The organism is Verrucomicrobium spinosum DSM 4136 = JCM 18804 (genome assembly GCF_000172155.1).
Lineage (GTDB): Bacteria > Verrucomicrobiota > Verrucomicrobiia > Verrucomicrobiales > Verrucomicrobiaceae > Verrucomicrobium > Verrucomicrobium spinosum.
Genome location: NZ_ABIZ01000001.1, coordinates 6876629 through 6895968, shown reverse-complemented (window position 1 = coordinate 6895968; position 19340 = coordinate 6876629). Strand labels below are relative to the sequence as shown.

Here is a 19340-nt window from a genome sequence, read left to right as displayed (position 1 = left end):
GATGCAGTCAGTTCCGGATTCTCCAGCACGCAGGCTGGTATTGATGAGGATTTGCGACTATGACTTGGCGTAATAACTATGGTGACTAAAGTGGCCGGTGCAAGCAAAAGTTGTTCCGTCGGGTGGGTGAATGGGGCGTGGGGTGGTGGAGTGGTGGAGTGGTGGAGTGGTGGAGTGGTGGAGTGGTGGAGTGGTGGAGTGGTGGAGCGGTGGAGCGGTGGAGCGGTGGAGTGGTGGAGTGGTGGAGTGGTGGAGTGGTGGAGTGGTGGAGTGGTGGAGTGGTGGAGTGGTGGAGTGGTGGAGTGGTGGAGTGGTGGAGTGGTGGAGTGGTGGAGTGGTGGAGTGGTGGAGTGGTGGAGTGGTGGAGTGGTGGAGTGGTGGAGTGGTGGAGCGGTGGAGCGGTGGAGCGGTGGAGCGGTGGAGCGGTGGAGCGGTGGAGCGGTGGAGCGGTGGAGCGGTGGAGCGGTGGAGCGGTGGAGCGGTGGAGCGGTGGAGCGGTGGAGCGGTGGTTTCATTGAACCTTGAAGTGTGGGCAGGGCGGTGGAGGCGTGATGGAGAAGGGGCAGCCGCAGCAGGCAAAGTAGTCCAGCACTTCAGTGCGTCAGCCTCGCGGCTGACGGCATCCAATGCATGGCGAGATTTCCGGGAGATCCGGTGCGTTTCCAATAACCTGGAAGCGGTTCGTCGTTCAAGCTTCAGATGTCTGCCTTTGGGGGTGCTGCGCGGGAGACACAAGACCTGAGCTCAGGGCTCGCGATGCCGCCTCCCTGCCGACGAATCACCGGTTTACTGAATTACCGGATCACCGCCCCACCGATTTACCGAGACTTGAACTCGCCCCATCCTGCGGCAGTATGTCGCCCCTTTTTCCCACCTCGCACCCCACCCAGACCCCCTGTAGCCACTGCCGCCCATGACTGATCCCTTGCAAGACTTCGAACCCGAAACCTGGCTGTGCACTGTGGACCAGGTGCGGGAGTTCCGGGCTCAGCTTGAGGCACTTGGGCAGAAGCTGGTGTTCACGAACGGGTGCTTCGACCTGCTGCATGCGGGGCATGTGCGCTACCTGCGCCAGGCGCGGGCGCTGGGGGATGCCCTGGTGGTGGCGTTGAACTCGGACGCCTCCGTGCGGGAACTGAAGGGGCCGACCCGCCCGGTGAATACGGAGGAGGACCGCGCAGAGATCCTGATGGCGCTGGAGTGCGTGAACGCGGTGGTGAAGTTCGAAGAGCCGCGGGTGACGAAGCTGATCGAGGCCATTGCCCCGCATGTGTACGCCAAAGGGGGCGACTACACGGTGGAGACGCTGAATCCGGAGGAAAAGGCGGCGCTGGACCAGGTGGGGGCGGAGATCAAGATCCTGCCGCTGGTGCCGGGACGCTCCACTACGGCGACGCTGAAACGGGTGAAGGCCGGGGAGCAGGGGCAGGCTCAGGGGGCGCAGAGCCCAGCCGCGCCCGCGGGCAAGAGAGCTGGAGGGGCCGCCACCCAGGACTCCGGCCCATTGCGCATTGGCATCCTGGGTTCGGGCCACGGGAGCAATTTCGAGGCGATCCATCGCGCGGTGGCGGAGGGGCACCTGGAGGCGGACATCCGGGTGGTGATCTCTGACCAAGCGGACTCGCGCATTCTCCGCAAGGCGCGGGAGGCTGGGCTGAGCACGATCCATGTGGATGCCGGGGGCGCAGGCTGGAAGCTGCCAGCCAGTGCGCAGAAGGAGATTTGCGATCACCTGAAGCGCCATGACGTGCAGGTGGTGGTGCTGGCGGGCTTCATGCGGGTGTTGAAAGACCCGCTGCTCTCGGAGTTCGCAGACCGCATTGTCAATGTGCACCCCTCTCTCCTGCCCAAGTACAAGGGCAAGGAGGCCTGGGTGCAGGCGCTGGAGGAGGGGGAGCTGGAAACGGGGGCCACAGTGCACCTGGTGAACGCGGAGATCGATGGTGGCCGCATTCTCGCGCAAGGGAAGGTGCCCATTCACATCGGCGATACCGCAGACGCGGTGCTGGAGCGCATCCATACCGTGGAACATGAGATCTACCCGAAGGTGCTGGCGGACTGGCGCAAGCTCGGCCTGCCAACGGGGTGAGAGGTAAATTAGGAATTAGGAATTAGGAATGCGGAATGCGGAATGCGGAATGCGGAATGCGGAATGGCGCGGATCGAGCGTTCTCTTTTGAGTTTGATGGTTGAAGTTTGAACTTTGGCATTTGAAGTTTTCAGCCTGCTGCCCATTCTTCGCGCCCCCCATTTCCCCCGACTTCTCCGCCCATGTCCTTCGCCTTTGACCAGCTCAACCTGCCGCAACGTGAAGCCGTGAAGACGATTCACGGCCCGGTGCTGATCCTGGCGGGTGCGGGCACGGGCAAGACGCGTACGGTGACCATGCGCATCGCGCACATGGTGGATGAGGGCATTTCGCCATCGAACATCCTCTCCGTAACCTTCACGAACAAGGCGGCCAATGAAATGCGCGAGCGTGTGAAGGACATGCTCGGCCCGGCGAAGGGCAAGGACATCACGCTGGGCACGTTCCACGCGTTCTGCATGAAGCTGCTGCGCGTGCATGCGGAGGCGATTGGCTACAAGACGAACTTCAGCATCTACAGCCAGAGCGAGCAGATCAGTCTGGTGAAGAAGATCCTGGCGCGCCTCATGACGAAGGAGGAGTCCCTGGATGCGAACGTGGCGTTGAGCCGTATCAGCAAGGCCAAGAACTACGGCATCAGTCTGGGAGATGCGGCCCAGAGCCTGGATGCCGCGCTGCTACAGCTCTACACGGATGAGCTGCGCGCCTTGAACGCGATGGACTTTGACGACTTGCTGCTGAAGGCGGTGGAGCTGCTGGAGGAGCATGAGGACGTGCGCAAGCAAGTGCAGCAGAAGTTGCGCTATGCCATGGTGGATGAGTTCCAGGATACCAACACGCTGCAGATGCGTCTGCTGCGGGCCCTGGTGGCCAAGCCCTACAACATCTGCGTGGTGGGCGATGACGACCAGTCCATCTACGGATGGCGCGGGGCGGACATCACGAACATCAACGAGTTCGAGTCCTTCTTCCCCGGGGCGAAGGTCATCAAGCTGGAGGAGAACTACCGCAGTACCACCCCGATCCTGCACACGGCGAACAGCCTGATCAAGAACAACGTGGGCCGTCGTCCGAAGAGCCTGTGGAGCCAGAACCCTGGCTCGCAGCCGGTGCGTCTGGTCCTCGCGGAGGATGACAAGGAGGAGGCGGAGCTCATCTGCGATGAGATGCTGGAGGCGAATCGCAAGGGCGACAAGTTTGACGACATGGCGGTGCTCTTCCGCACCAATGACCAGAGCCGCATCCTGGAGAGTGAGTTCCGCAAGAAGAAGATCCCGTACCGCATTGTGGGCGCGCGCAGCTTCTTCGACCGTCGGGAGGTGAAGGACATCCTGGCGTATCTGCACGTGATGGCGAACCCGGATGACGACGTGAGCCTGCTGCGCATCCTGAATACGCCCACGCGTGGCATTGGCACCAGCACGGCGGATCTGGCGCGGGATCACTCGATCGCGAAGAAGACCAGCATCTACACCGCACTGAAGGATCCTGCTTTTCAGGCGCTCCTCACCCAACGCATGCAGATGCTGGTGGGTAATTTCATCGATTTCATCGATCTTTTCAAGGCGCATGCCGCCCAGCCGATGGTGGAGCTGGCCCCGCTGGCGGAGAAGCTCATCGTGGAGGTGGGGTATCGCGACTACCTGGCCAAGCTGGCGAAGACGCCCACCGATGTGGAGAACTGGGAGATCGGCCTGAAGATGCTCAAGCAGTCCCTCACGTGGTTCGATGAACGGGACAACAAAGGCAGCCTGCAGGACTTCCTGGATGAGACCAGCCTCAATGATGATCGTGAGGAAAAGGACGACATCACGAAGAAGACCGGCGTGTGCCTGATCACCATGCATGCGTCCAAGGGGCTGGAGTTCCCCATCGTGTGGCTGCCGGGTCTGGAGGAGGGCATTCTGCCGCACAAGCGCTCCATTGAAGAGGGCACCAAGGACGAGGAACGCCGCCTTTTCTACGTGGGCATCACCCGCGCCATGCGTCGCCTCACGCTCAGCCACTGCCGCTATCGCATGAAGTGGGGCCAGAAGCAGACGTGCATGCCCAGCAGTTTCCTCAAGGAGCTGGACAAGAAGCACGTGGAGGTCTTCGACCACGCGGCCTATATGAAGGAGGATCTGTCTGCGGAGGATGCGGCGGATTTCTTTGCATCGCTGCGGCGGCAGATGAGTTAGGGGAAAGTAAAAAGTTGAAAGTGAAAAGTGAAAAGTAGAGAGGCTGCCGGAGGCCACGAAGGCAGTTCGAAGCCCGACCTTTCACTTTTTACTTGCCACTTTTCACTTCTCCCTCCCCTCCCAGCGTATCCAAGTTACTGTACCTTGTGTCCCCGCCTTCCATGACCGCGCCCGCCCCTGCCCCCACCTACAAGATTGGCAACGAAAAGCTGATCAAGATCCTGCCGAATGCTTCGGACAGGCTGCTGGGGCTGTTGAAGAAGCAGGGTCGCGCCGAGCACGGGGCGCTGCGCATCGCGGTGGTGGGCGGGGGCTGCTCGGGGTTGCAGTACAAGATGGACCTGGTGGATGGGCCAGCCCATCGGGACATCATGGTGATCTCCAGTGACGTGCGCGTGGTGATCGATCCCAAGAGCGCCTTGTTCGTCTCCGGCAGTGAGTTGGACTACAGCGATGACCTCCAGAGCGGTGGGTTCAAGGTGAAGAACCCGAACGCCGTGGTGACCTGCTCGTGCGGCGAGAGTTTTGCGGCGTAGGGAGCCCGCTGCGCGGGAGACACGAGACTGGAAGACACAAGACACAAGACCTGAGGTCGGGAGTGGGGCGGGATCGGTGAGGCAGGCGGTTGCTGCTAAGGCATCAGCAGGGCGATGTGAGCATTGGTGTCTGTAAAAAGTTCGCACCGGGGTTGGAGTACCGCTTTTAAGCGGAATCACTTCCCGCACGTCCCATGGCTTCCATTCATTCCCGAGGACACCCAAGCCACCCCAAGGTGGCCGAACACTTTTCGCGTAGGCAGCTTCAAGGGCCACGCGCCTCCTGATTCCGCTTGAAAGTGGTACTCCAACCCTGCTGCGGAAAAGGGGGCGGTGGTTTGGCAGGGCCAGTCCGGGAGGTGCCGGATGGACCTCCCGCGCCTCCCCAACGCGTCTCCCACCACTTCGTTCACAATGAGTTGCACATTCTGCTTGCATTCCTTCAAACTCAAAGCATACTCCCCACCCACTGGAAAATAATTGGGTTTGTAGCTCAGTGGTAGAGCAGGAGACTCTTAATCTCTTGGTCGTGGGTTCGACCCCCACCGAACCCACCACATTCTCAACGAGTTATGAATGTGAGTCCGAAAAGTTCCGATGACTTTGCAAATTGTTGCAAATCTCCTTCCTGAGTTTTGAACTCAAGTGCACATCGGAACTGGGCGAGGTTTCTTGCTACGCCAACTGGGGAATTGCCATCTCCTCGACCACCTTGAAAAGGTCGAACCACATTGCTCGGGTGGGATTGCCCTGGTCTCGATCAACCAGGAGCTCAAACCCGTTCCGGCTGTAGAATTTGATCACGTCTCGCTTGTTGTAAGCGTCGACTGTCATGATTCTGCATCCCGTCCTATTTTCGGTGATAAACATGCGCTTCAGCAGGTTTATTGCGTGGCTGCCAAGGTTGTTCCGTTGCAGCTCTCGCAACACTCCGAGTCGAGCGATCTTCACCGCTGGCCAGTCATGACGCTTCCCCTCGGGGATGCTTATGTTGTCTCGCAGATCCTCCAAGCGCACGGCGTCATTGCACACGCTGACGAGCGCCAGCGTTTCTGTATCGCCTTCGTGGAAAAGGGCATACGTTTGCGTCATCAATCGAGCTGTCGACGCAACCACATCCTGGCGGAACCACTCGTTAAGGTCCGCATCACCGCAATCGAAACTGCAAAAGGGCAGATGACTACACTTTTGCAGCGCAAACCCGGTCGCAGGATCTCTGACGGCGAATAGCCGCGGCCCTTCGGTCTCGGATAAGGCGGATTGCATTTGCCAATTTTGGCGTAGGAGCGAAAGCTGGCCCGTCACGACGCTCCAACCGGCTCAAGAACCGGGCTGCATCCTCGCCAGAGAGGATCGGAGTTGGTGAGATTTCAGAAGCCATGGCTGTCGGCGCTTATGGTATCCTTAAATACAGGTTAGCAACTGCTAATTGCACATCCTGCAACTTTTCGCGCACCAGTACACTCTTTGACCCGCGCTCAAGACAATGCGTTGAAACTTCAAATTGAGGTTGATGCCACTTTCTGGCGCTGACTATTCTGGATGCGTTTTTTTGGCTTCCTCGGTTAGCCGAGAATCGGCACCCCCTAAACATTCTCAACGAGTTGCGAATGCGACTTCGAGGAGATTCGATAATTTGCAACTGATTGCAAACTTTGCAAAGAGCTTCAGGTGGATTTGACGTCTCAGTCAACTGAGCGATTTGGACAACAAGTCGCCACGATGCGACTTTTTTGTTGTCATGACATGATGGTGTGGGATAAGAATGAGCCCTATGCTCATTCGATTGATTGCTCCAGAACACAATTTTGGCCGTACTGCCTGCTATCGGGGCTGTCCGCTTGTGTAACCACAATCTGCGGTTGGGCAAGTTCAGTATGGAAGTCGACGGGTACCATGGAACTGATGCGAGACACTCTGCGAGCATCCTGGAAAACGGGTTTGAAGTCCGAGATGGAAAGGATCTCTGGTATGGCCCCGGTGCGTACTTCTACGGTGATGCGATTTCAGATGGCGCAACTTCGGCTGAAAAGTGGGCCATTACTCAATCCAGGAGGGCATCGATTCAATATAGCGAATTTGCGGTGATCAAAGTCCGCATAAGGGCGCGGAAGCCGTTTGACGTTACAACGGAGAATGGAAAAAAGGCGCTTAATGTTACCCGCGAAAAAATCAGGGCTGAGGTTAGCTTAAAAAAAGGCGAAAATGAAGATAATAAAATTATTAAGTTTCTCTCAAAGCAGCTGGGCTTCGATGTGGTGATCAACGATTGCAACGCGAGATTTGAAGTCGAACGCGTATATAATATTAGATCCACCATTCCAAACGTCCGTATTATTGCAGTGCTTAGGCCCGAAACATGCATTGACAAAAGCAGTATTCTGATCGTTAAAACGGGCCCCATTCCCCCTCCTCTCACCGTACCACAGTCATGACAATCGAAGAGTTCACCGCTGAATTGGACGCCAAGCTGGCTTCTATGACGAAGCTTGAACTTGTCAGCGCCCTTGAAGAAGCTGGTTTCGAGTTGGAAGCTCCTATGGATGATTTCTGGCCTGAAGATCCGATGCCTCTTTTTGAGGGCCAGTGGGAGTTTGAGCCACAGTACTGTCATCAACTCGCACTAGCAGCGTAGGCCGATGGTTTTCAGGCTCACTCAGACTCGGGTGCGTGAACTCGAGATCCGGCACGATCCAGCGCCGGACACATTTGTAGAAAAACTACGTTATGCGCCAGTTTTTTTGGACGAGCGCCCGACCTTGTTTGTAGTCGCGTTTAATCTTGAGCAATGCCTTAAGCCTGAGGGAGTCATGCTGCTAAAGTACATGGCATTCTTTGAGACAGAGGAAGCGATCACGGAGGATTTCAAAATAAGTCATTTCGCTAAAGCGAATGCTCCAGCGATCGCTTACCCCTATCTTCGAGCTTTTGTCAGCCAAGTGACTTCACTTGCGGGTTTTGATTGCGTTACCCTCCCAGTTAAAAACTTCGCGAGTGACTTGAAGCCAACTAGGGCGCTCCCCGGGGTGGAGGCCCCTCCCCCCCAAATTTCTTCTCCATCAGAGTAGACTTCTGGCATTGGCGCTAAACCCCTCCCCCCGTCCGACTCTTCGCCTCGAAGGAGTGCTTCTTGATCATTACCACGCTGTTGCCCATTTTCAGGGCCACACGTGGCATGTCCTGCGTCTGGGCGGTGCGGCAGGTGTCGTAGGAGTTGGCGCAGGCGTTCTTCTTCCACGGGCCCGGGTGTAGCTTCCGGAGCCACTTCATCGCCGCGGGGAATTCCACGGACATCATCGGGCCTGACTTGGGAGCTGCCAGCTCTTCGAGCCAGGCCTTTAAATTTGGCTGGAGGGGGAGCAGGCGGCCGTCGCCGGTCTTGGCGACGTGGGACGGGACGCGGATGATGTCGCGGCCGCGGTCGACGTTTTCCCCCCTGTGCGCCTTCTTCCTTGGTGTCGGACAGGGGGGCCATCTCCCCGGTCCGGAGGTCGGCGAAGGCTCCCATGACGACCAGCGGGGCCATGGAGGCGGATCCACCTGGGAGGGAGCGCGTGACGGCGATGAGATGCGCCAGCCTCCTCGGGGGTGTAGATCACCACTTCCTTCCTGACGCGTCCTTCTTCGATGTACTCCGTCTGCTCCGGAGCCGTCTTCCCGCACTGGGGCAGGAGCTCCTTGCCTTGGGCCCACCGGATGAGGTGTCACCGCGGACGCCCGGAGGTTCGGGAGGGAGCGCTGTTTTAGTTTGCGGGCCCGGACGGCGTCCAACCACGCTTCAATGTCGGCTGGCACCACCTCGGCGATCTTCTTGTCTTGGGGCAGCGTGGAGAGGCGGCTCTCCAGCGTGTCGTGAACGCCGACGGCCGCCCGCGGCACCGCTCTTCGCCTTGATCATGGCGGCGATAGTCTCGCCAAGGGTAGGGCTGGTGATGACAGCCTTCCGCATGGCCTTCCGGCCGTCGAGTTCAGCGTGCGTGATGCCGAGCTTCAGCACGCGCTTGAGCAGTGCGATCTGATCGGGGGTGAAATCCGTACTCGCGGATCCGTTGTGGACCTTGCGGGCCTTTTCGTGTGCGAGTTCGAGGAGTTCACTCTTGACCTTCCGCGTGACTTGCTTCCACCCGCCCTTGTCGTCTTTCCACGCAGACCGCCAGCCGTCCCCGTGCGGACGCACGGGCAGCGATACACTGCCCACTCGGACGGTCGGACGGCCTGACGGTTTGCCGGGAACTGGACATCAGGCAGCGTCTTTCAGGGCGACAATGACCTTTGCAGGATCTTTGACCCGCTCGAGGATGTGCTCGAGAAGCTGGCCGCGTTCGCCCTTGCCGCGGCGGGTGAGCTTGAGCAGGTGCGCGTCGATCTCGTCCTGCGCATCGGGGGGCTGGTGGGACCAGGGCAGGGAAAGGAGATGGTCTCCTTGAACCAGCAGGTCGTAACGAATGAGGCCCTTGATGTAGGCGTTCCACGAGGCATAGCCAAGAGCCCGGGCGCGGAGTTCAGCGGCGTCGGCGAGGTCAGGAGGGAGTTTCGTGGAGCGAGTCTTGGAAGCCATATTTTAGGTGTGTTGAATGTCGGTGCTACTGGGTAACACCCGGTAATACCCGGTGTTACCGACAAAACATTGCACCCAATCGCTCCAATGGCAAACTGTTCGCATGAACAGTTTAAGAATTTTTCGCATGGGTGGTACTTCGGAGAGACTTGAGGCCGGAGCCCAAGATTAGTTTCACGGCCTCATCGAAAGAAACGCCGTTGTCGGTCGCAATCTGATGGATCTCAGAAATCATGCTAAGGGGTACTTTCAAGTCCACTTCCGCGAGAATCAGGCGCTCGATTTGCGGGGGAATGGGATTTTTGCCCTGTTCCCAAGACTGCACGGCGTGGATGGAGACCTGGAAGTGTTTTGCGGTGTCGGCTTGACTCCAGCCTTTGGCTTTCCGCCAGTCTTTTAACTGCTTCGCGTCCATACGACTTTCATACTAGAGACTCGTATAATATACAACTTTTTCTTGAGATCGTATTTTATACGACTATGATCGGATCCAATATGCATTCCACCACGCTTGAGCCACCCGTCGCGGAAGTGATCCTCCGCGTGCGCATGGCAAACGCGTTGTCGGCCGATGACCTGGGAAACCTCAGCGAAATCGCCAAAGGCTACCCTTCGCTTGACCACGCCATTGTGAAAGCACTCCAAGCAGGGATCAAAGTGCTCAAACGAAGGGGGGGCAAATCCCGATGAGTTCCGCCATCCGCATCGACGGTTGCCCCGGGTTCTGCCGCGCCTGGGCCGCTGCCATGGCAGAGCAGATGAGCGCAGCACCCGCTGGTCACTCCCGGACATCAAGGCGCTCAAGCAAAAAAGACGTGAGGTCCGTGGCCGGGCCTGCTGACTCTCAACCTCTCACACTCTCTCTCCTCCCATGTCTATGACGATGCGTGCACAACGTCGGCAACACCAGGCTCTGCTGGCTGCCCCTCTACGGGAAACTCTGGACCGGACGGAGGCCGAGCGGTTGGGGATGGTATCCGTCACGCGTGCCTTTGACGTGCGACGCTGGGACCGCGGCCAGGAGGCTGTGGCTATGCTCAGCGACCTCAAACACAAAGCGCCGGAACGGCAGCCCCGTTTCGTCAATGTGGGAACTGCCCGTACGACGGTGCGCCTCGTGGAGATATGGGCGATTCCGCCTGCCACCGCAACCCATGCCAATCATGCAGTCTGAGCAAGATCCTGTCGCCTACCTTGTGGCCTCCGCCTGGGAGGCAGTCCATGCCATCCTCCACCTTCCGGCCAATGACTTTCAGCCCCAGTCAGCCCGTCCACCTCTCGCACCCTGGTCGTGTGAAGTGTGCGGGCAGCGCAGGGAGCCTGGGCGGCCGTGGGATGCCCCGCTCCGTGGAACAGGGGAATAGTCGAAATTTGAAAGTTCGAGGAACCAATTTTATCCGCATTCCAGACGTGATCATCGACAAGTCCATGCTCATCCGGCTGACCCATCTGGCCCGGGATCACGCACGGAAAAGCAATGTTCCCCGCGCCAAGGCATCCCTCGGAACGCTTCGCAAAGAGCCCTCTGCCGCGCAGGAGCACAACAACCGCTGCAGGGCCCGGTACTGCGCCGGGTAGAGCTCTGAAAATTCACCCTCAAAGACCGGGCTATGTCCGCGAACCTCAATCGACGCATCCCCCTCCGCGACGCGGATCGCGCACCCCACCGCGGCGACGAGCCTGCGGGCTGTGTCCCGGTCGCCGCCGCCGCTTACCTCGTCTCCCTCATCATCATCGCCATCCTTTGCCTTTTCTGACTATGTGTATCCAGATCCTCGACACCCCGGAACCGCAGCCGTCTATCAAGGCTGCGCAGATCACCCTGGCGAATCCTCCCTTCATCCCGGAGCTGCCCGCCTGCCTCGTGCCGAATGCGCGCCTGGAGCTCGAGACCCAGCGCCTGCTTGAGGCGGAGCTCTGCCTGCGTGCGGCGACGCGTCACAACGAAATGGCGAAGTGGGCGCATCTGGATGCGGCCTTGCAGCTTGCGGAGCAGCAGATCTCTGCACCATTCCAAAAGCTCCTTTGGGCGGACGAGCGTCATACGGAGGAGACGGACGCTGCGATCCTGACTGGCGACGAGGTGGAGGCGATGGATTATTTCATCGGGACGGTGGTGCGTAGCCGGAAGGATCGGCGGCACCCGGCCTTCGATGCGGAGGAGTGCGAGGGCATCCGCCAGCTCCTGCAGAAGTACGCGGCGGCGATCGCGGAAAAGCGGGAGCGCTGTGATGATGCCACCTGCGCTGAGGATCATGACTTCTGGCACGTGCGCCAGCGGATGATGGAGGCGAATGCCGGGCCCGTTCGAGCGGCTGAGTAAGTGGCACCTACGGGACAGGTGCGACAGGCCGGAGAGTGACGGCCAGATGCCGCTATGAGCAACGATGTTTGCATGAGCTATCCCAAAGCACTGGGGTCAGCGTTCCGGGCGTTTGTCGTCAGCAATGGCTACACGTATCAGGAGAAGCCGAGTGCCAAGCGGTTCTTTGATGCCTTCACCTCTGGGGAGTGGAAGCGCAAGCCCAAGAAGTTGCGCCCGGTGGTGAAGTACAAGGAGTTCCCGGGCGGACAAACCGCCGCGGTGGTTTCGGGCTGGGCCTATGCGGTGCTCTCCCTGCGCGGCAGGCACTACAAGACCTTCGGCCACCTCATACAGGACATTCTGGCCGGGAACTGGGAGAAACAACCACAAGACACCTCATCCGAATGAACTTTCCTGAAACCCGAACCCTTGAGGCTCTGCGGGATCTCCCGCATCTGAGCGGTGCGACCCTCGATGCTGCTCACGAGTACCTTGCTGGTCCGGGCGAGTGGCATGCGGATCTCGCTCTGGGGCCTGTGGCCGCGATGAACGGTGTGCCGACCGACGACCCCAGCGAGTACTTACAACGCTACCGCGAGGCGAAAGCCCTCTGCGAAACCCTTAACGGCGCAGTGCAGGCGCACTGGGTGCAACTCATCGAAGCCAAAGCCCTCTGACCATGAACCAACGACTCTCATTCTTCATTCCGGGTGTGCCTGCGCCGGGCGGATCGAAACGCTTCGTCGGGATCGGCAAGAAAACGAAGCGGGCGATCCTTGTTGATGCCGCGGGCCAGAAGAACAAAGACTGGCGGACTGCAGTGGGCTGGGCAGCACACGAGCACTTCAAAGGCGAGGTGCTTACCGGGGCGTTGAGGGTGACGTTCACGTTCTTCATGCCGCGGCCCAAGGGGCACCACGGGAAGCGTGGGCTACTCCCGTCTGCGCCGGCTTTCCCCATCACCAGGCCGGATGCCCTCAAGCTGGCGCGGTCCACCGAAGACGCCCTGACGGGAATCGTCTGGCGCGATGATGCCCAGGTGGTCGATGGCGGGCAAAAGAAGCGCTACGCGGACTCCTGCTCTGCGGGGTGCCTGGTGGAGATCGAGGAGCTCGCCTCCCACCCATTTGACACCGCGCCCAACACGACAAGGGCAAATCCCCACCTCATCTGAATGCACTACTACCAGCACCACGTTGGCGACTATAACCGGGACACCGCGCAGTTGTCCGTCACGGAGCACGGGGCTTACAGGCTTCTGATGGACGCCTACTACGTCTCTGAGCGGCCGCTGCCAGCATCTGCGGACATGCTCTGTCGGATCTGTCGAGCCATCACCAAAGCTGAGCGTGAGGCTGTGAAGACGGTGGCGCGGCTGTTCTTCCGCGAGGAGAATGGGGAACTGCGTCACAAGAGGATCGATGACGAACTGGAAAAGTACGAACGCAAGTCAGAGGCCAACAGGGTGAACGGGGCGAAAGGGGGAAGGCCGCCCAAAAGGAAACCGGATGAAAACCCGGTGGGTTCCGGTTCGATAACCCAACGAGCAACCGAAAGGGATCCCAACCTAAACCCTAACCAAGAACCAGTAACCAAGAACCAACTGATCCCCCCTAACCCCCCTGCCGGGGGGGATGGAGGAGCAGGGGGAATTTCGCCCCCTCCGGGGAAGCCGCTCAAGCCAGACGGCACTTCTGACCCCCGCCATCACGCCATCACCCAGGCTTGGGGGCCGCGGTTTGAGGAGTTCCATGGCTTCCGGTATGACTTCCAGGGGAAAGACGCCGTGAGACTGCGCAACTTCCTCCAACGCAGCAGAGAGGGCGTGGAGACGTTTCTCGAAGTGGCTGAGTCCGCGTGGGCCAGAACCCATGAGGACACCTACGCCTCCGCATCCAAGCGAGCCGCAACCATCGCTGGACTCTGCGATCACTGGAACGCGATCAGGACAGAACTGCAGGCCCGGCCGCTGCCTGTGGGACGCGGGAATCATGCGGCTGAACCCCAACGCGCGAGCTTCAAGCTATGACCCTGCAAGACATCCAGATTCCATTCTCCGACGACGCTGAGCGAGGTGTGCTCTCCTGCATGATCTGCCGGCATGATGTCGCGTTGGAAGCCCAGCTCGAGCTCAAGGATGAGCACTTCTACCACCCGGCCAACCGGCTGATCTTCCAGACGATCAAGACCATGGTGGCTGAGGAGCGGCCGACTGAATTGCCGGCCATGTCCGTGTTCTTCATGGACATGGGGCTCATGGACAAGATCGGCGGGCCGGCGACGCTGGCAGAGCTGTACGCGTTTGTCCCGACGCCTGCGCACTACGACTACTATCGCGACATCCTGAAGCAGAAGCTGAAGCTTCGGAAGGTCATCGAGGCCTGTACCGAGGTGCTGCAGTCAGTGCAGGAGGTGGGCCACGGTGACGCGGATGTGCTGGTGGATGCAGCGGGGGAGAGGTTCTATGAAATCGCGGCCCAGGAGCAGACCTGCCAGGGCACCTTCAAGGAGAAGCTCATGGAATACACGAACGTCTGGGAGGCGCGGGCCCTCGGCCAGGTGGAGACCGGCATCCCCACCCGGTGGCGCAGTTGGAACGCGACCTTCGGAGGGATCACCCCGAGGATGTGGTTGATTGCCGGCTATCCCTCTGACGGCAAGAGCTCACTGGCGCAGGGCCTGGTGGAAGACACGCTGGTGCACGGGGGGGACGTGCTCTGGTTCATGTACGAGATGGATGACACAGAGACCATTGACCGGCTGGTATCTTCCCGCAGCCAGTTGGAGAGCAAGAAGGTGTTCTTTCCTCAACACCATCCGCTCCAGCAGGGGGAGGCAAGGCGGGTGTCCAAGGCGGTGGGGGAGATGATGAACTTCGGCCTGCACCTCCGTTGCGAGCCCACCTGGACTGTAGAGCAGATCGTGGCGGAGACGCGGGCGATGAAGCGCCGCAACGCGAACCTGAAGCTGGTGGTGGTGGACTACTTGCAACTGGTGCCGACGGCCAAGGACTTCGGAGCCAAGCGGTCCGATCAGGTGGCCTACATCTCCCGGACTCTCAAGCGGGATGTCTCGGCGGCCAACGGCATCGCGGTCGTCGTGCTCTCGCAGCTCAATGACGATGGCAAGACATTGGACAGCCGGGCCCCGGGTCAGGATGCCTCCAACGTGCTCTTCATCGAGCAAGCGGGGGAGACGAGGGATCCTGTGACGCGGAAGGCAGTGAAGAAGGAAGGCGGGCTACGGGTGGCGAAGAACCGCAATGGCCCGCGCGGGCACTTGCTGCCCATCAGGCTGGAAGGGGCGAGCTTCTGCTTTGAGGAGCGGGAGATGGGGGTGGTGAGGCAGTAGTGCTTAGATGGGGCAGAGAAACTGCCAAGGCAGAGGTGAACGAGGGCTGAGTCAGGGCACCGGCATCGGGTGAGGGCGCGGTCAGGGGGGCGGCAAATAGAACTGATCCTGCACCTTCTGCCAGTCCTCCTGGCGGATGATGCGGACGGCGGCTTTCTTGCAGGCCAGGATGAAGCGAACATTGCCCAGGTACTGTCTTACCGCATTGCTTTGCAGCGGGGAAAGCTGCAGGTCTTCCAGATGCTGGCGGAGACGATCCTGACGACCGTTCGGATTGGATTCGAGGAGGCGAGTGAGCGTGACCACGTCATTTTGGGCCTTCAATGTGACCTGGCGGGTTGAGCGATTGACGCTGTCGATAAGCCGGACGAGGTCGAGGTCTCGGACGAGGTCGAGGTCGAGGTCGAGGGCGAGGGCGAGGGCGAGGTCGAGGGTGAGGACGAGATCGAGGTCGAGGTCGAGGTCGAGGTCGAGGTCGAGGGCGAGGGCGCGGGCGAGGTCGAGGTCGAGGTCGAGGGCGCGGTCGCGGGCGCGGTCGCGGTCGCGGGCGCGGGCGAGGTCGCGGGCGAGGTCGCGGTCGCGGTCGCGGGCGATGTCAAGGCCGCGGGCGAGGGCAAGGTAAATACTTAGGCCTACCGTTTGCACCGTCAGGAGCGCGTTGCTGCTCCCTACCTCTGCCGTTTTCTAAGACTGCAGGTGTCTGCACCATGACGCCCAGCCTGGATTGGCAGAGTGGACACGTAAATTGGCGATGCGGACCATCGCCCGCAGCAGGCGTGCCGGTCGCATGCCGGCCAGGATGAGGAACACCTCCAGCCACCGATCCTCGCCCAGATGGCACTCTACCGTCTCCTCGATGAGGTCGGCCTGATCGATATGAAAGGCGGCCAGGTACTCCTGCAGGGTGAGGTGGGAGAAGGACCAGTCAAGGTGGGTGCGCTGCACCACCAATCCCTGGCTCACCGCGATGCCATTTAGGAGGTCGGCGGGAGAGACCCCCTTGGGCTTCTCGACGAGGCCAGAAACGTAGCCCTGGATGGCATTCATCCATTCATCCTTGGTGAGGAAGAATTTCTCCTGCTTGAGGGCGTGGTAGGCGATGTGGGCCAGCATGCGGAGCTCCGTCTCATGGGGCAGCATGGCATGCACACGACCGGCGTGGGCTTTTTTGAGCTCGCGGGCATTCCATTCCTCCAGGTAGATATCCAGAGCACGGCGGTAGATCTCTGCCCGATTGGTGAAGGGGGTGAGCGTGCGGTCATAGACCATGCACAGGTAGCCCAGGAGGACGGGGCTGCGTGCCAGCTCCAGCGTGGCGGCGTGTTCCTGATCATGCAGTTGCCGGATGAATCTCTCCGCAATTTTTTCCGCCCTTTGCTCCGCGCTGGAGAACCAGTTGGTGATGAAGTGGTCGATTTGACCATCCGTGAAGTCCAGCAGGGTCACATCCTGGAAGTTGCTGAAGTAGTCGTGCTGGAACGCGACCCGGCAGGAGATGATGAAGCGGCACTCGGGGTAGCGCCTCACCAGCTCCAGCGCCTGCTCTACGGTGGACTCCACCCGATCCTGGGCCACCTCATCCAGAGCATCCAGCAGGATGAGGAGTTTGCCTGCTTCCAAGAGGCCCTCCACCATGGCCTCGCTCTCTGGGAAGCCGCAATTCACCAGCTCGTTTGTCAGCAGTTCGATCAGCGTGGTGCTTTCTCCACTACGGAAGCGTTTCATCTCCAGCAGCACAGGCAGCAAGGCATGCTCATAGCGAGCCTTGCCTGAATGCCTCTCTTTCAGGATGCCGTGGCTGCGCAGGCACTCCCAGCCTACCCGGCGCAGGTAGGTGCTTTTCCCCCCGCCCGGATGCCCCACCACCAGGAGGCGCTGAAAGCGATTGGCGGCGTCGATCCCATGCAGCGTCTCGATTTTGCTTTTATCGATCAGATGACGCAAGTCGCGCAGCGCGGACCTTTCCAGCGCCCCTTCGCAGAAGTGGCGGCGCAGATCCTCCGTGGTGAACTGGACCTCCGTATAGATTTTCTCCAACGGAATGGGGGAGGTCATGCCGATGGGTTTGATGCTCCCATAGGCGTCCTGGTAGCGGCTCAGGTACGTGTGGATGGCGCTCCTTAGCTTGACCTCCTCCCCGATTTTCTTGTACAGCAGAGGCACATACTTCTCCAACTGCGTCCAGACGAAGTTGGTCAAGGCGACAGTTGCCGTGGTGAGGAGTTCAGCCATGCTCTATCGTTGACCAGGGTTCAGCCCGATGGCAAGCGCAAGGAGAAAAAAAGTAAATTGCCCGGGCAGGGCCTACAGCCCTCCGATTCTCCTTGAGCCCATATCCTGGGGCGCTGCCCCAGGCTGGTATGACACCGGACCGTTGGTCCTCAGTTACATCATGCCACGGAGTTGATCGCTCGGACCAATCTTTTCCCCTGATGGCATTGGTCTTTAGGCGGGTCAGTCGAGAAATCCTATCGCGTCATCTTTGTCCCCGGCTCACAATACCCCGCCTAAAGGCCAATGCCATCAGGGAAAACGCATCGTCTTGCTGTTTTGCCTTGGCGCGCCTCGGAGCCGCGATGGTGCAACCGGCACGACTGTAACTGGTGAGCCCCATTCAGAAGGGCCGAAGGTCCGGGTTCATACCAGCCTGGGGCAACGCCCCAGGGATAGATGGCCAAACTACCCTTGAGGGCTGTAGGCCCGGGGGCATTCAGGGATGCTCGTCGTGGGCAGGCTTGATGAGGCCGGGCCTACAGCCCTCCGATTCTCTTTGAACCCAGCACCTGGGGCGCTGCCCCAGGCTGGTATGACGCCGGACCGTTGGTCCTCAGTTTCATCATGCAACAGAGTTGATCGCTCGGACCAATCTTTTCCCCTGATGGCATTGGTCCTTAGGCGGGTCAGTCGAGAATCCTATCACGTCATCTTTGTCCCGGGCTCACAATACCCCGCCTAAAGGCGGAACTCCAACCCTGCTGCGATCTCGTTTAGAGGACTTGTTCACTCCATCTCGCTGTTCGCATCTTGCCCAGCGCGCTGGGTGGATGGTCCCGCTCCCTGCATCCAACCCCACAGAAGCTTCTGCAACGTCTCCACACCCACCCGCATCCATCTACCCCTGGCACCTCCAACGCCACCAGCGCGATAGCCTCATCTAACCCTCTCACAACTTTCGCGACGTGGTTGGAGTTCCGTCCCGCATGCGGGACCAATGCCATCAGGGAAAAAGCTGGTGAGGCGTCACCGATGATCTCCCTCTGGCGAGCGAGCTGAGGGCTGAAAGCCCGGCGTGATGGCAGCCTTGGGCAACGCCCAAGGTTGGCATTGGGTTTAGATGTTGAGGGCTGTAGGCCCGGGGTCATTCAGGGATGTTCGTCGTGGGCAGGCTTGATGAGGTCCGGCCTACAGCCCTCCGAGCCGCGGGCAAGCACACTAGTCCCCAGGTGTGAGTCTAACGCCGCGTCCCCCGGCATCAGGATCGCCTACGGAGCGGGTCTCGCTAGTTCCAGAGTTTCTGCCCGCTCCCTCGCCCCCCGATGATCTGCGGTCCGCTTGTGACCGATCCGCGCTGGACGGCCTGGATGCCATAGATGGCTTTTCACCACCTGATTGCCGTGAGCCACTATTGGTTCTAGGACCCTCAGATGCACGAAGGGCTCGAGGTTCTACAGGAGGGCTGTCCTTTTTGGCAGGAGCTTGTTTGTCAGGTGCCTTTGAAGCAGAGCCGCTGTTTGCAAGTTTATCGTCCGCCGCCTTTTGCGCGGCTTCAAGCTTCTGCCGTTCCTTCGCAACGTTGTCCGGGTTGGGGAGCTAGAAGGTTGTTTCTCGACATTTCCGTCCTTCAATCTATACACGTACACTGCCTGTTTTTCCGGGCTATGGCCATCGGGTGGACTCGCGCCAATGGTGCCATGCTGTTGGGCGTTGTGCTGGCGTTCAGCTTCGATCTTGTCAATGGATTCACCCTTCTCAACAACGGGTTCACGCGATGAATATTGGGTCGTGCCACCTCCCTTTTTGTCAGAATCAACCTGAACAGTCACACGGACCACGTGGTCAGGATTGGATTTGAGGTAAGCTTCCGCTTCCGGCTTGACTTGATCTACCTTGTGTTCAACGACTTTGTCATTTCCCATTCGACGCACACCTTCAAAAACATTGAGCACTTGTTGTGCAGCGCCACCCATGACCTTCGCTTTCGGGTCTGGCGGAACAACTTCGATCGGAGAACCTTGGGCGGGCAGATGATCAACCGAGACCAAGGTTGAAAAAGATACGATGACCAGGCCAAAGGTATTTTTGATGTTCATAGAGCAAAGTT

Annotated in this window: 24 protein-coding genes and 1 tRNA gene; 17 read left to right on the top strand and 8 right to left on the bottom strand. The window is 59.6% G+C overall.

The genetic code is table 11. From position 1 onward, the window contains the following. The first annotated feature begins 78 nt into the window (after positions 1 to 78). The 5 genes from VSP_RS40595 to VSP_RS28050 all read left to right on the top strand — a co-directional run bounded on the left by VSP_RS40595 (position 79) and on the right by VSP_RS28050 (position 5362). On the top strand, positions 79 to 525 hold the full coding sequence (locus tag VSP_RS40595; protein WP_009964920.1) for a hypothetical protein: 447 nt from the start codon (positions 79 to 81) through the stop codon (positions 523 to 525). Between the two features lie 388 nt (positions 526 to 913). Beyond that, the gene (purN, locus tag VSP_RS43515) at positions 914 to 2089 is read left to right on the top strand and encodes a phosphoribosylglycinamide formyltransferase (RefSeq protein WP_009964919.1); all 1176 of its coding nucleotides are present in this window, start codon (positions 914 to 916) and stop codon (positions 2087 to 2089) included. A 182-nt stretch (positions 2090 to 2271) separates the two neighbouring features. Beyond that, the gene (locus VSP_RS28065) at positions 2272 to 4269 is read left to right on the top strand and encodes an ATP-dependent helicase (RefSeq protein WP_009964918.1); all 1998 of its coding nucleotides are present in this window, start codon (positions 2272 to 2274) and stop codon (positions 4267 to 4269) included. A 161-nt stretch (positions 4270 to 4430) separates the two neighbouring features. Then, the gene (locus tag VSP_RS28060) at positions 4431 to 4805 is read left to right on the top strand and encodes a HesB/IscA family protein (protein ID WP_009964917.1); all 375 of its coding nucleotides are present in this window, start codon (positions 4431 to 4433) and stop codon (positions 4803 to 4805) included. A 482-nt stretch (positions 4806 to 5287) separates the two neighbouring features. Continuing rightward, positions 5288 to 5362 (top strand) — tRNA-Lys (locus VSP_RS28050). 118 nt (positions 5363 to 5480) lie between these two features. Here VSP_RS28050 and VSP_RS28045 read toward each other — a convergent pair. Further along, positions 5481 to 6071, bottom strand: a complete 591-nt coding sequence (locus tag VSP_RS28045; RefSeq protein WP_009964915.1) for a GNAT family protein — start codon at positions 6069 to 6071, stop codon at positions 5481 to 5483. Between the two features lie 596 nt (positions 6072 to 6667). Between VSP_RS28045 and VSP_RS28040 the strand changes: the two genes are divergently transcribed. Beyond that, complete coding sequence (locus VSP_RS28040) at positions 6668 to 7240, top strand: hypothetical protein (protein ID WP_198141246.1); 573 nt, start codon at positions 6668 to 6670, stop codon at positions 7238 to 7240. Continuing rightward, positions 7237 to 7440: a hypothetical protein gene (locus tag VSP_RS28035; RefSeq protein WP_009964912.1), complete on the top strand. Its 204-nt coding sequence runs from the start codon at positions 7237 to 7239 to the stop codon at positions 7438 to 7440. The genes VSP_RS28040 and VSP_RS28035 overlap by 4 nt, the downstream gene beginning before the upstream one ends. A 449-nt stretch (positions 7441 to 7889) precedes the next feature. On the opposite strand, the gene VSP_RS28025 is transcribed toward VSP_RS28035, so the two are convergent. The 4 genes from VSP_RS28025 to VSP_RS37725 all read right to left on the bottom strand — a co-directional run bounded on the left by VSP_RS28025 (position 7890) and on the right by VSP_RS37725 (position 9778). After that, positions 7890 to 8102: a hypothetical protein gene (locus VSP_RS28025; RefSeq protein ID WP_029190822.1), complete on the bottom strand. Its 213-nt coding sequence runs from the start codon at positions 8100 to 8102 to the stop codon at positions 7890 to 7892. 481 nt (positions 8103 to 8583) lie between these two features. Beyond that, the gene (locus VSP_RS28020; protein WP_009964909.1) at positions 8584 to 8982 is read right to left on the bottom strand and encodes a hypothetical protein; all 399 of its coding nucleotides are present in this window, start codon (positions 8980 to 8982) and stop codon (positions 8584 to 8586) included. Between the two features lie 63 nt (positions 8983 to 9045). After that, positions 9046 to 9363 carry a hypothetical protein gene (locus VSP_RS28015; protein WP_009964908.1) on the bottom strand — a complete coding sequence of 106 codons (318 nt, stop codon included), beginning with the start codon at positions 9361 to 9363 and terminating at the stop codon, positions 9046 to 9048. Positions 9364 to 9475: 112 nt separating this feature from the next. Further along, the gene (locus VSP_RS37725; RefSeq protein ID WP_009964906.1) at positions 9476 to 9778 is read right to left on the bottom strand and encodes a helix-turn-helix domain-containing protein; all 303 of its coding nucleotides are present in this window, start codon (positions 9776 to 9778) and stop codon (positions 9476 to 9478) included. Between the two features lie 65 nt (positions 9779 to 9843). Here VSP_RS37725 and VSP_RS43260 point away from each other — a divergent pair, with 65 nt between their 5' ends. From VSP_RS43260 to VSP_RS27960, 10 genes are all read left to right on the top strand, one after another. After that, entirely contained in the window at positions 9844 to 10053 is a 210-nt protein-coding gene (locus VSP_RS43260) for a hypothetical protein (protein WP_009964905.1), read from the top strand. 193 nt (positions 10054 to 10246) lie between these two features. Continuing rightward, positions 10247 to 10537: a hypothetical protein gene (locus VSP_RS28000; protein ID WP_156346342.1), complete on the top strand. Its 291-nt coding sequence runs from the start codon at positions 10247 to 10249 to the stop codon at positions 10535 to 10537. Positions 10538 to 10608: 71 nt separating this feature from the next. After that, positions 10609 to 10941, top strand: a complete 333-nt coding sequence (locus VSP_RS27995; RefSeq protein WP_009964903.1) for a hypothetical protein — start codon at positions 10609 to 10611, stop codon at positions 10939 to 10941. Between the two features lie 32 nt (positions 10942 to 10973). Continuing rightward, entirely contained in the window at positions 10974 to 11120 is a 147-nt protein-coding gene (locus VSP_RS42710; protein WP_009964901.1) for a hypothetical protein, read from the top strand. Between the two features lie 2 nt (positions 11121 to 11122). Beyond that, positions 11123 to 11686 carry a Panacea domain-containing protein gene (locus VSP_RS27985; protein WP_009964900.1) on the top strand — a complete coding sequence of 188 codons (564 nt, stop codon included), beginning with the start codon at positions 11123 to 11125 and terminating at the stop codon, positions 11684 to 11686. A gap of 72 nt (positions 11687 to 11758) precedes the next feature. Continuing rightward, positions 11759 to 12076, top strand: a complete 318-nt coding sequence (locus VSP_RS27980; RefSeq protein ID WP_009964899.1) for a hypothetical protein — start codon at positions 11759 to 11761, stop codon at positions 12074 to 12076. Beyond that, positions 12073 to 12345: a hypothetical protein gene (locus VSP_RS27975; RefSeq protein ID WP_009964898.1), complete on the top strand. Its 273-nt coding sequence runs from the start codon at positions 12073 to 12075 to the stop codon at positions 12343 to 12345. The genes VSP_RS27980 and VSP_RS27975 overlap by 4 nt, the downstream gene beginning before the upstream one ends. Before the next feature lie 2 nt (positions 12346 to 12347). After that, complete coding sequence (locus tag VSP_RS37720) at positions 12348 to 12842, top strand: RusA family crossover junction endodeoxyribonuclease (protein WP_009964897.1); 495 nt, start codon at positions 12348 to 12350, stop codon at positions 12840 to 12842. Next, entirely contained in the window at positions 12843 to 13697 is an 855-nt protein-coding gene (locus VSP_RS40135; RefSeq protein ID WP_009964896.1) for a YdaU family protein, read from the top strand. It begins immediately after the preceding gene. Continuing rightward, entirely contained in the window at positions 13694 to 15019 is a 1326-nt protein-coding gene (locus VSP_RS27960) for a replicative DNA helicase (protein ID WP_009964895.1), read from the top strand. The genes VSP_RS40135 and VSP_RS27960 overlap by 4 nt, the downstream gene beginning before the upstream one ends. A gap of 81 nt (positions 15020 to 15100) precedes the next feature. Here the strand turns inward: VSP_RS27960 and VSP_RS43255 are convergent, their stop codons facing one another. The 3 genes from VSP_RS43255 to VSP_RS42705 all read right to left on the bottom strand — a co-directional run bounded on the left by VSP_RS43255 (position 15101) and on the right by VSP_RS42705 (position 19329). Then, positions 15101 to 15664 carry a hypothetical protein gene (locus VSP_RS43255; protein ID WP_009964893.1) on the bottom strand — a complete coding sequence of 188 codons (564 nt, stop codon included), beginning with the start codon at positions 15662 to 15664 and terminating at the stop codon, positions 15101 to 15103. 39 nt (positions 15665 to 15703) lie between these two features. Beyond that, positions 15704 to 17251, bottom strand: coding sequence for an NACHT domain-containing protein (locus tag VSP_RS27950; RefSeq protein WP_009964892.1), 1548 nt, complete (start codon positions 17249 to 17251; stop codon positions 15704 to 15706). Between the two features lie 1433 nt (positions 17252 to 18684). Continuing rightward, positions 18685 to 19329 carry a hypothetical protein gene (locus tag VSP_RS42705; RefSeq protein ID WP_157211102.1) on the bottom strand — a complete coding sequence of 215 codons (645 nt, stop codon included), beginning with the start codon at positions 19327 to 19329 and terminating at the stop codon, positions 18685 to 18687. Positions 19330 to 19340 lie beyond the last annotated feature (11 nt).

Excerpts from the sequence above, each read along its gene's own strand:
- VSP_RS27960 (WP_009964895.1), top strand. The coding sequence starts at position 13,694 with ATGACCCTGCAAGACATCCAGATTCCATTCTCCGACGACGCTGAGCGA.
- VSP_RS28025 (WP_029190822.1), bottom strand. The coding sequence starts at position 8,102 with ATGATGTCCGTGGAATTCCCCGCGGCGATGAAGTGGCTCCGGAAGCTA.
- VSP_RS28000 (WP_156346342.1), top strand. The coding sequence starts at position 10,247 with ATGCGTGCACAACGTCGGCAACACCAGGCTCTGCTGGCTGCCCCTCTA.
- VSP_RS42705 (WP_157211102.1), bottom strand. The coding sequence starts at position 19,329 with ATGAACATCAAAAATACCTTTGGCCTGGTCATCGTATCTTTTTCAACC.
- VSP_RS27975 (WP_009964898.1), top strand. The coding sequence starts at position 12,073 with ATGAACTTTCCTGAAACCCGAACCCTTGAGGCTCTGCGGGATCTCCCG.
- VSP_RS37725 (WP_009964906.1), bottom strand. The coding sequence starts at position 9,778 with ATGGACGCGAAGCAGTTAAAAGACTGGCGGAAAGCCAAAGGCTGGAGT.
- VSP_RS42710 (WP_009964901.1), top strand. The coding sequence starts at position 10,974 with ATGTCCGCGAACCTCAATCGACGCATCCCCCTCCGCGACGCGGATCGC.
- VSP_RS40595 (WP_009964920.1), top strand. The coding sequence starts at position 79 with ATGGTGACTAAAGTGGCCGGTGCAAGCAAAAGTTGTTCCGTCGGGTGG.
- VSP_RS27985 (WP_009964900.1), top strand. The coding sequence starts at position 11,123 with ATGTGTATCCAGATCCTCGACACCCCGGAACCGCAGCCGTCTATCAAG.
- VSP_RS28035 (WP_009964912.1), top strand. The coding sequence starts at position 7,237 with ATGACAATCGAAGAGTTCACCGCTGAATTGGACGCCAAGCTGGCTTCT.
- VSP_RS28015 (WP_009964908.1), bottom strand. The coding sequence starts at position 9,363 with ATGGCTTCCAAGACTCGCTCCACGAAACTCCCTCCTGACCTCGCCGAC.
- VSP_RS27995 (WP_009964903.1), top strand. The coding sequence starts at position 10,609 with ATGACTTTCAGCCCCAGTCAGCCCGTCCACCTCTCGCACCCTGGTCGT.
- VSP_RS43260 (WP_009964905.1), top strand. The coding sequence starts at position 9,844 with ATGATCGGATCCAATATGCATTCCACCACGCTTGAGCCACCCGTCGCG.
- VSP_RS28045 (WP_009964915.1), bottom strand. The coding sequence starts at position 6,071 with ATGCAATCCGCCTTATCCGAGACCGAAGGGCCGCGGCTATTCGCCGTC.
- VSP_RS37720 (WP_009964897.1), top strand. The coding sequence starts at position 12,348 with ATGAACCAACGACTCTCATTCTTCATTCCGGGTGTGCCTGCGCCGGGC.
- purN (WP_009964919.1), top strand. The coding sequence starts at position 914 with ATGACTGATCCCTTGCAAGACTTCGAACCCGAAACCTGGCTGTGCACT.
- VSP_RS28065 (WP_009964918.1), top strand. The coding sequence starts at position 2,272 with ATGTCCTTCGCCTTTGACCAGCTCAACCTGCCGCAACGTGAAGCCGTG.
- VSP_RS27980 (WP_009964899.1), top strand. The coding sequence starts at position 11,759 with ATGAGCTATCCCAAAGCACTGGGGTCAGCGTTCCGGGCGTTTGTCGTC.
- VSP_RS27950 (WP_009964892.1), bottom strand. The coding sequence starts at position 17,251 with ATGGCTGAACTCCTCACCACGGCAACTGTCGCCTTGACCAACTTCGTC.
- VSP_RS40135 (WP_009964896.1), top strand. The coding sequence starts at position 12,843 with ATGCACTACTACCAGCACCACGTTGGCGACTATAACCGGGACACCGCG.
- VSP_RS28060 (WP_009964917.1), top strand. The coding sequence starts at position 4,431 with ATGACCGCGCCCGCCCCTGCCCCCACCTACAAGATTGGCAACGAAAAG.